Source organism: Brevundimonas sp. (assembly GCF_031082345.1).
GTDB lineage: Bacteria > Pseudomonadota > Alphaproteobacteria > Caulobacterales > Caulobacteraceae > Brevundimonas.
The window spans coordinates 1-8,378 of record NZ_JAVHLH010000119.1 but is presented as its reverse complement, the minus strand read 5'-3'; the positions used below and the strand labels follow the sequence as shown (position 1 = coordinate 8,378).

The 8,378-nt window shown below is 68.4% G+C and carries 12 protein-coding genes; 1 reads left to right on the top strand and 11 read right to left on the bottom strand.

The features are described 5' to 3' along the window. From RDU12_RS09070 to trmB, 5 genes are all read right to left on the bottom strand, one after another. On the bottom strand, window positions 1-427 hold a 427-nt coding region (locus tag RDU12_RS09070), incomplete at its 3' end, for a translation initiation factor IF-2 associated domain-containing protein (protein ID WP_308684475.1). 81 nt (window positions 428-508) lie between these two features. After that, window positions 509-1,177 (bottom strand): RNA-binding protein, encoded by a 669-nt coding sequence (locus RDU12_RS09065; RefSeq protein WP_300291795.1) that lies wholly within the window; start codon window positions 1,175-1,177, stop codon window positions 509-511. Between the two features lie 18 nt (window positions 1,178-1,195). Then, window positions 1,196-2,947 (bottom strand): transcription termination factor NusA, encoded by a 1,752-nt coding sequence (gene nusA, locus RDU12_RS09060; RefSeq protein ID WP_300291797.1) that lies wholly within the window; start codon window positions 2,945-2,947, stop codon window positions 1,196-1,198. Window positions 2,948-2,951: 4 nt separating this feature from the next. Continuing rightward, the gene (gene rimP, locus RDU12_RS09055; RefSeq protein WP_300291799.1) at window positions 2,952-3,497 is read right to left on the bottom strand and encodes a ribosome maturation factor RimP; all 546 of its coding nucleotides are present in this window, start codon (window positions 3,495-3,497) and stop codon (window positions 2,952-2,954) included. A gap of 122 nt (window positions 3,498-3,619) precedes the next feature. Continuing rightward, on the bottom strand, window positions 3,620-4,330 hold the full coding sequence (trmB, locus tag RDU12_RS09050) for a tRNA (guanosine(46)-N7)-methyltransferase TrmB (RefSeq protein ID WP_300291801.1): 711 nt from the start codon (window positions 4,328-4,330) through the stop codon (window positions 3,620-3,622). An 89-nt stretch (window positions 4,331-4,419) separates the two neighbouring features. On the opposite strand from trmB, the gene RDU12_RS09045 reads away from it, so the two are divergent. Then, a complete protein-coding gene (locus tag RDU12_RS09045) occupies window positions 4,420-4,668 on the top strand; it encodes a hypothetical protein (RefSeq protein ID WP_308684474.1) in 249 nt (82 codons plus the stop codon). Here RDU12_RS09045 and metK read toward each other — a convergent pair. The 6 genes from metK to RDU12_RS09015 all read right to left on the bottom strand — a co-directional run. Then, a complete protein-coding gene (metK, locus tag RDU12_RS09040) occupies window positions 4,665-5,867 on the bottom strand; it encodes a methionine adenosyltransferase (RefSeq protein WP_300291438.1) in 1,203 nt (400 codons plus the stop codon). The two genes, RDU12_RS09045 and metK, sit on opposite strands and share 4 nt — an antisense overlap. Window positions 5,868-5,924: 57 nt before the next feature. Beyond that, window positions 5,925-6,272: a hypothetical protein gene (locus RDU12_RS09035; RefSeq protein ID WP_300291436.1), complete on the bottom strand. Its 348-nt coding sequence runs from the start codon at window positions 6,270-6,272 to the stop codon at window positions 5,925-5,927. A gap of 77 nt (window positions 6,273-6,349) precedes the next feature. Further along, window positions 6,350-6,808 (bottom strand): hypothetical protein, encoded by a 459-nt coding sequence (locus RDU12_RS09030; protein ID WP_300291434.1) that lies wholly within the window; start codon window positions 6,806-6,808, stop codon window positions 6,350-6,352. Window positions 6,809-6,877: 69 nt separating this feature from the next. Further along, a complete protein-coding gene (locus tag RDU12_RS09025) occupies window positions 6,878-7,324 on the bottom strand; it encodes a hypothetical protein (protein ID WP_300291432.1) in 447 nt (148 codons plus the stop codon). Window positions 7,325-7,467: 143 nt separating this feature from the next. After that, entirely contained in the window at window positions 7,468-7,959 is a 492-nt protein-coding gene (locus tag RDU12_RS09020; RefSeq protein ID WP_308684473.1) for a hypothetical protein, read from the bottom strand. After that, window positions 7,931-8,378: hypothetical protein (locus RDU12_RS09015; protein ID WP_300291428.1), on the bottom strand; the 448-nt coding region annotated here is incomplete at its 5' end. The genes RDU12_RS09015 and RDU12_RS09020, both read right to left, overlap by 29 nt.

The following is an 8,378-nucleotide window of genomic DNA, read 5'->3' as shown; positions in this document are numbered from 1 at the left end:
CCGCCGCCCGCGAACAGGCCGCGTCCTTGCGGGCGCGTTCGGCGGCGGCGGCGGCTTCACGCTCGGCGTTCTGCCGGGTGGCCAGTTCGATGGCGCGGCGGCGCGCCTCCTGCTCGGAGGCGGACAGGCCGCCGCCCTCGCGTGAAGGAGCGGCCGGACGCGAAGCGGCCGGCGCCTCGGTCTTCGGACGCGCGACGTCGAAGCCCTGGGGGCGCTGATGCCCCGGGGTGGCGCCGACCCGGCGCTTGGTCTCGACCACCACGGTCTTGGTGCGGCCGTGGCTGAAGCTCTGGCGCACGGTGCCGGTCGAAACCGATCCCGCCTGCCGGGGCTTCAGGCTCAGGGGCGCGCGCGGTCCCGTCTGGGACGGGGTCCCGGTCGGAGCCTGCGGTGCGCCGTCGTTGGTCTTGTCGTTCTCGTCAGTCATCCGGTCGCTTTACTCGGGACGGCGGGAGATCCGCCGTCGTCTCGTTCAAACACAAAAAGCCGCGCGTCGCTCCGCCTCCGATCAGGAAGCAGAACCCCGCCCGTCCAAATCCTTATTCGGGGCCTCAGCCCGCCCATCGCCCCACTCCGGGGGCAGAAGCGGTCGAAATCCCGCCAGTCGTTCGACCTCAAAGGTCCAGCGATTGGCCCGCCCGCCCTCAAGCAGGACGGCGTGTATCGCATTTTCCAGCCCGAGGGCCAAACTCAAATCGTCCGCCGTGAAGGCGCCGCAGACTTTCGGGGCCGGAGTCTGGTGTTTCGCGAGGGAAAGCAGCTTGCCCCGACCGTCGGCGGATCCGTCCGCCGCCTCGATGATCCAGGCGACCTTGCCCGACCTGACGTTGGCCAGGGATTTCTCGAACCCGGAGATAAGCACGCCTTCGCGCCGGGCAAGGCCCAGCTGGTCCAGACAGCGCCGGAACAGCAGGCTTTCGACCAGATCGGCGAGGTCGGCGGCCGGCTTCAGCGGAGCCTTGGCCGCCCGGGAGAACAGGTTCTTCTTCACCGCCGTCTCGATCGAGGCGCGGTCGGCCGCGACCCACAGGCCGCGGCCCGGCAGCTTGCGCGCCAGGTCGGGGGCGACCGTGCCGTCCGGAGCGGCGACGAAGCGGATCAGCCGAGATTCATCCATGACCTGGTGGGTGACCAGGTCCCGGCGTTCCCTATCGATCGTCGCTTCGCGCAGACTCATGGAGGGCCCGGTCTCCCATCACGCGGTTTCGGGCTGTTCGGGGTCCTCGACGAGGACCTCCGTCTCGTCGTCGCCTTCCGGCGCCGCCTCTTCACCGGCCCCGGCTTCCGGAGCCGCGAAGACGGCCTCGGCGTCGTATTCGCCCTCGTCCTCGAACTCCGGATCGGGCTCGGGCTGCGGCAGCTCCGACGCGTCGATCCAGCCGGCCGCCACGCGGGCCTGCAGGATCAGCATCTCGGCCTCTTCCTGGGCCAGGTTGAAGCTTTCCAGCACGCCCGGGACCTTGACCCGTTCGCCGTTCTTGACCTCGTAGCCGCCGCGGATTTCGTCGGTGGCCAGGTCGGCCAGGTCCTCGATGGTCTTCACGCCGCCTTCGCCGAGGGCGACGGCGATGGCGCCGGTGACGCCCGGAACCGTCATGACGCCGTCCTCGACGCCCAGTTCCTTGCGCTTCGCGTCCAGGATGGCCGCCTGTTTGTCGAGGAAGTCGCGGGCGCGGGCCTGGAGTTCCTCGGCGGTGTCCTCGTCGAAGCCCTCGATGTCGGAAATCTCATAGGGCTCGACGAAGGCCAGGTCCTCGACCGTGGCGAAGCCTTCGGTGACCAGCAGCTGGGCGATGACCTCGTCGACGTCCAGGGCTTCCTGGAACAGGGTGGTGCGCTCGGCGAACTCGCGCTGGCGCCGCTCGGAGTCCTGCGACTCGGTGATGATGTCGATCTGCCAGCCGGTCAGCTGACTGGCGAGGCGGACGTTCTGGCCGCGGCGACCGATGGCCAGCGACAGCTGCTCGTCGGGCACGACCACCTCGACGCGGTCGGCTTCTTCGTCCAGCACCACCTTCGACACCTCGGCCGGAGCCAGGGCGTTGACGATGAAGGTGGGCTCGTCGCTGTTCCACTGGATGATGTCGATCTTCTCGCCCTGCAGCTCGGCGACCACCGCCTGCACGCGCGAGCCGCGCATTCCGACGCAGGCGCCGACCGGGTCGATCGAGGAGTCGTTGGACAACACGGCCATCTTGGCGCGCGAGCCGGCGTCGCGGGCGGCGGCGCGGATCTCGATCACGCCGTCATAGACCTCGGGCACTTCCTGGGCGAACAGCTTGGCCATGAAGCCCGGGTGCGAGCGCGACAGCATGACCTGCGGCCCCTTCGCTTCGGGGCGCACGTCGTAGATGTAGGTGCGGATCCGGTCGCCGATGTTGAACACCTCGCGCGGGATCGAGTCGTTGCGGCGCATGATGCCCTCGCCGCGACCCAGGTCGACGACGGTGTTGCCGTATTCGACGCGCTTGACGGTGCCGTTGACGATCTCGCCGACGCGGTCCTTGAACTCTTCGTACTGGTTGGCGCGCTCGGCGTCGCGAACCTTGCCCATAACGACCTGGCGAGCCATCTGGGTCTGCACCCGGCCGAACTCGAACGGCGGCAGGTCCTCGATGTATTCCTTGCCGACGACGGCCTCGGGATCGCGCTTCAGCGCGTCCTTCAGGCGCACCATGGCGCTGTCGTTGAACTCTTCCAGCTCGTCCTCCGGCTGCCAGTCGTCCTCGACGATGGTGACGTGCCGGGTCAGGGCCAGCTCGCCCGACTTGACGTCGATCTTGGCGCGGATGTCGTGATGGGCGCCGTAGCGCGACTTGGCGCCCTTCTGGATCGCCTCCTCGATCGCCTCGACGACGATCTCCTTGTCGATGTTCTTCTCGCGCGCGACCGCATCGGCGATCTGCAGCAGTTCGAGTCGGTTCGCGGAAACGCCGGCGACAGCCATGCTCTTAGTCCTCGGTATCAGGTTCGTTGTTGTCGTTACGGGCGGCGCGCTTCTCGGCGCCCGCCTTCATCAGTTCGTCGGTCAGCACCAGCTTGGCGTCGACCAGCCAGTCGAAGGGGATCAGGGCCGTATCCGCCTCCCCATCCAGGTCGATGGCGATGTTCTCGCCCTCGGTCCCGGCGATCGTTCCCTTGAAGCGTTTCCGCCCCTCGATCATGCGATCGGTCTCCAGCCGCGCCTCGAAGCCTTCGAACAGGTCGAAATCGCTCTGGCGGGTCAGCGGCCGATCGATGCCCGGCGACGACACCTCCAGCAGATATTCGCCCGAGATCGGGTCGGCGGCGTCCAGCACCTCCGACACCGCCCGGCTCAGACGGGCGCATTCCTCGACCGCGATGTCGTGGTCGCTGGGCCGCTCGGCCATGATCTGCAGCCGTCGGCGCAGGGTGCCGCCCATCAGACGCACGCGCACGATGTCGAGGCCCAGGCTTTCCGCCACGGGTTCGATCAGCTCCAGCAGAGCGCGGTCTTCGACGGTCTTGGCCTTCAACGGGCGCGGTCCAATAAAAAAGCGGCGGGCCGTCCAGGGCCGCCGCTTTGAACGACGCCGTTGGACGCCGGTCTAACGATGTGAGGGCGCATATAGACCCGGGCGCGCGGTTTGTCAGCCCCTCATCGCCGCCGCACGAATTCGAGGAAGATCGGCGCCGTGTCGCCCAGCTTCTTCTCCTCGTAGCGGGTCACCACATGGTCGGCGGGAGCCTCGCGCCAGTCGTCGGCGCGCTCGGCGGTCCATTCCAGCCCCGGCGTGCGCTCGAACCGCTCCAGCGCCCAGTCGGCGTAGTCCTTCCAGTCGGTGACGAAACGCAGCCGTCCGCCGGGCTTGAGCAGCCGCGCGATCTCGACCGCGAAGGCGTCCTGCACCAGCCGCCGCTTGTTGTGCCGCACCTTGTGCCACGGGTCGGGGAACAGGATCATCACCCGGTCCAGCGAGGCGTCCGGCAGGGCCCCCATCACGTCGCGGGCGTCGTCGGCGTGGAGCCGTACATTCTTCAGCCCGCCCTCCTCGATATGGCGCAGGGCCGAGCCGACGCCGTTCAGGAAGGGCTCGCAGCCGATCATCAGCGCGTCCGGATGGCGCGCCGCCTGGGCCGCCAGATGTTCGCCGCCGCCGAAGCCGATCTCGAGCCAGACCTCGCTCGCGCCGGGCATCAGCGCCTGCGGGTCCAGCGGGCCGGCGGTCGGGTCGGGCAGGGCGACGGCGGGCAGCAGGGTGTCGAACAGCGCCGCTTGTCGCGGCTTCAGCGCGCGCGACTTGATGCGGCCGAACGAGCGGAGCGGGCCCCGGTTCGGGGCGGTCGAGGGGTCGGGGTCGGAAGACATGGGCGCCTTATAGGCGGTCGCGCGCCGGGCGCGAGTCCTTCACACGCCGCTCCGGGCCCCCATCTGCAGGGGGCGCGACGGAGACGAGCATGACGGAGTTCATACCCTGGGCGGTCGGCCTCGGCCTGATCGGACTGGTCGTCTGGGCGACGCTGGCCATCGCCGGCGGGCGCGGCCGCATCGCGTCGCGGCGCAAGGGCGGCGGCTTCCAGATCATGGCCGCCATGCTGTTCGGCTTCGGCGCGGTGCTGGATCCGCCGCAACGTCACGCCGCGGAAGCCAAGGACGAAACGCCGAAGGGCTCGCCCGAAAGCGGCGAGCCCGAACTCGACGACTAGACCAGCGCCTTCAGCTTTTCGACCAGATCTGTCTTCTCCCAGCCGAAACCGCCGTCCGCGTCCGGCTCGCGGCCGAAGTGGCCATAGGCGGCGGTGCGGGCGTAGATCGGCTTGTTCAGCCCCAGGTGCTCACGGATGGCGCGGGGGGTGGCGCCGCCGATGAAGCCGAGCAGCTTCTCCTCCAGCAGGGTCTCGTCGACCTTGCCGGTGCCGTGCAGGTCGACGTGGATCGACTGCGGCTCCGCCACGCCGATGGCGTAGCTGATCTGGATAGTGCAGCGGTCGGCCAGACCGGCGGCCACGACGTTCTTGGCCAGGTAGCGGCAGGCGTAGGCCGCCGAGCGGTCGACCTTGGTCGGATCCTTGCCGGAGAAGGCGCCGCCGCCGTGCGGGGCCGCGCCGCCGTAGGTGTCGACGATGATCTTGCGTCCGGTCAGGCCGGCGTCGCCGTCCGGCCCGCCGATCTCGAACACGCCCGTGGGATTGATGTGCCAGACTGTCTCGTCGGTGATGAAGCCCTTCGGCAGCACCGAGGCCACCACCGGCTTGACCACGTCGGCCACCTCGGCCTGGGACAGGCCCTTCGCATGCTGGGTCGAGACGACGATGGAGGTGGCCGCCACCGGGCGGCCGTTCTCGTAGCGCAGGGTGACCTGGCTCTTGGCGTCGGGCTCCAACCGCGTCTCGCCGCCATGGCGCAGCTCGGCCAGCTTCCTCAGGATGCCGTGGCTGTAGGCCAGGGTCGCCGGCATCAGCTCGGGCGTCTCGTTCGAGGCGTAGCCGAACATGATGCCCTGGTCGCCCGCGCCCTCGTCCTTGTTGCCGGAGGCGTCCACGCCGACGGCGATATCGGCCGACTGGGCGTGCAGGTGGCATTCATAGGAGGCGGTCTTCCAGTGGAAGCCCTCCTGCTCATAGCCGATGTCCCTGATCGCCGCCCGGACCAGGGGCTCGAGGCTGTCGATGATGCCCTGGGTGAAGGCCTCGTTCTGCTCTCTCGTATTGCCCGGCTGTGTCGCGCGGACCTCGCCGGCCAGCACGATGCGCTGGGTGGTGACCAGGGTCTCGCAGGCCACCCGGGCCTCGGGGTCTTTCGCCAGGAAGGCGTCGACGACGGTGTCGGAGATGCGGTCGGAGACCTTGTCGGGATGCCCTTCCGAAACGCTTTCGGAGGTGAACAGGAAGGACGATCGGGTCAAGGCGGGCTCCTGGAGCGAGGGGATGGCCGCCAGACATATAAAGATATGTTTATATGTTCAAGAGCGTGTGCGTGGACGCCATATGGCCGTGTCGCTGACCGGCCTCTCGCCCGCCAGCCAACGCTCGCCGACGCCGGCCAGAAGCGTGGCGTACACGACGAGCCACAGGCCAAGTTGCGCCGAGGCGACGGCGTATCGGGACAGACCCGGGTCCACCAGTTCCAGAAGCGCGACCAGAACGCCCAGAGACAGGGCGGCCGCCGTCGCGAACGGCCACCACCGGTCCGAGCGGAAGGCCAGCGACAGGAAGATCAGCGTGATCACCAACCCCGACGCCGCCCAGATTAATTGCGCGTTCGCGTGCCCGTCGATGATCCCGCTGAGCGCGTAGTCGCAGATCAGCACCGCGACTGCGAACCGTTCGGTGCGTCCGCCCCAAAACCAGCCGGCCGCGAATGACAGGTTGGCGATGATGTGCGCGGCTAGCAGGAAGGGCGAGATGTCGCGGCTCCTTCTGACGAGGGACCGCCACGGGGAATTCCGGCCCCGGGTCGTCCGCGTCTCCAGAGCCTGCGACCGCTCACGGGCCGCTCGCCCGCCAGCCATCGCTCCGAGACCCCGGCAAGCAGGGCGGTATAGGTGACAAGTCCGAATCCGACCCGCGCCGAAACGGCGGCGGCCCACGAGATATCGGTCACGATCGTAAAAACGTGCACCACGACCGTCAGGGCCAGCGCCGACGCCGCGACGAACGGCCACCATCGGTTCGAGCGGAAAGCCAGCCCCCCGAAGATCAGCAGCAGAAGCGTGTCCTCCATCATCGAGTCGACATAGACGTCGCCGATCCTCCACATGATGGGACCGAACGCCAACCAGGACAGCAGCAGCACCGCCGCGCCGAACCGTTCGGAATGCCCTCCGCACAGCCAGCCGACGATCATCGCGACAAAGGCCAGCGCCCACAGGGCCAGAACGAAGGGCGGTATGCCGGTCTCTCCCGTTGACGGCGTTCAGGTCTCGCCAGTCTGTACCGCGTCTCGCGCCCTGTGACGACCGAACCGGCTGACCGCCTGCTCGCCCGCCAGCCCGCGCTCGGCCGAGGGACCTCCGGCCTGGAGTGGGCGACGGCGCCGCCAGGTTCGGCGATCGCCGACGGCCCTTTCGCCCGCGAGCCAACGCTCGGCGACGCCGGCCAGCAACGCTATGTTGACGACCATCCACAGGCCGACCCGCGCTGAGACGGCGGCGGCGGGAGTGATCGACGTCACGATGGTCAGACCGTGGACCAGCACGATCAGAACCACCGCCGCGGCCGCAACGAGCGGCCACCATCGATTGGACCTCAGAGCGAGCCAGCCGAGAATGAACATCACTGCAACGGCTTGCGCTGCGACGCCCCAATAAAAATCATCGATGCGCCAACGGAACGTCGCGCTCGAAACGGCGTGGTCGGACAACAGCACCGCAACGGCGAAACGCTCGGTATGCCCGCCTCTTGTCCAGCCGGCGCCATAGGCCGCCCAGCCCAGCAGATGTCCGGCAACAATGAAGGGCGTTTCGATTCCGGTCTCTCCGCTGGCTAACCTACGGGCTTCGCCACCTATACCGCCTCACGAACCCTGCCGCGTCCGACCCGGCTGACCGCGGCCTCACCCGCCAGCCAGCGCTCGGCGACGCTGGCGATCAGGATCACGTACAAGAGTAGCCAGACGCCGATCCTCGCCGATATGGCGGCATAGAAGGACACCGACGTCAGGATGACGAGGAGGTGGACCGTCACGATCAGGATCATACACCCCGTCACGGCGAGCGGCCACCAGCGGTCCGAGCTGAACGCCAGCCGGCCGAATATCAGCAGCAGCACGACCTGGGTCGCGGCAATGCCAACCTCGAGCTCGCCGATCTGCCAATGGACGAAGAACATCTCGATCAGGGCGCCCGACAGCAGGACCGCGACGCCGAATCGTTCGGCGTGCCCGCCCTTCAGCCAGGCGACGGCGAAGGCGACCCAGGACACGATGTTCATGGCCAGAATGAAGGGCGTGATGCCGGTTTCTCCCCGTTCAGGCTGCGCCGGCCCGGACCGCCTCATGCGCCCTGCCGCGACCGATCCGGCTGACCGCGGCCTCGCCCGCCAGCCAGCGCTCGGCCACCCCCGCCAGCACGATCACATACAGCAGAAGCCAAAGCCCCACCTGCGCCGAAACGGCGGCGGTGTACGACACCGGCGCCAGGAAGAAGAGGAGGTGGACCAGCACGATCAGGATCAGACACCCCGTCCCGGCCAGCGGCCACCACCGATCCGACCTGAAGGTCAGCCAGAGGAAGCACGCCGTGATCACCAACCCGGAGGCTCCCACGACCGCCTGGGCGCCGGCGACCCCGCCGGCGAACCTGTCGACGGCCACCGTGAACACATAGTCGCAGACCAGCACCACGACCGCGAACCGTTCGGCGTGCCCGCCCTTCAGCCAGCCGACGGAAAACGCGACCCAGCTGACGATATGCATG

Bases quoted from the DNA above. Each gene is read 5' to 3' on its own strand.
- RDU12_RS09030 (WP_300291434.1), bottom strand. From the start codon at position 6,808: ATGATCGTCGGCTGGCTGTGCGGAGGGCATTCCGAACGGTTCGGCGCG.
- RDU12_RS09020 (WP_308684473.1), bottom strand. From the start codon at position 7,959: ATGAGGCGGTCCGGGCCGGCGCAGCCTGAACGGGGAGAAACCGGCATC.
- RDU12_RS09065 (WP_300291795.1), bottom strand. From the start codon at position 1,177: ATGAGTCTGCGCGAAGCGACGATCGATAGGGAACGCCGGGACCTGGTC.
- nusA (WP_300291797.1), bottom strand. From the start codon at position 2,947: ATGGCTGTCGCCGGCGTTTCCGCGAACCGACTCGAACTGCTGCAGATC.
- RDU12_RS09045 (WP_308684474.1), top strand. From the start codon at position 4,420: ATGACGGAGTTCATACCCTGGGCGGTCGGCCTCGGCCTGATCGGACTG.
- trmB (WP_300291801.1), bottom strand. From the start codon at position 4,330: ATGTCTTCCGACCCCGACCCCTCGACCGCCCCGAACCGGGGCCCGCTC.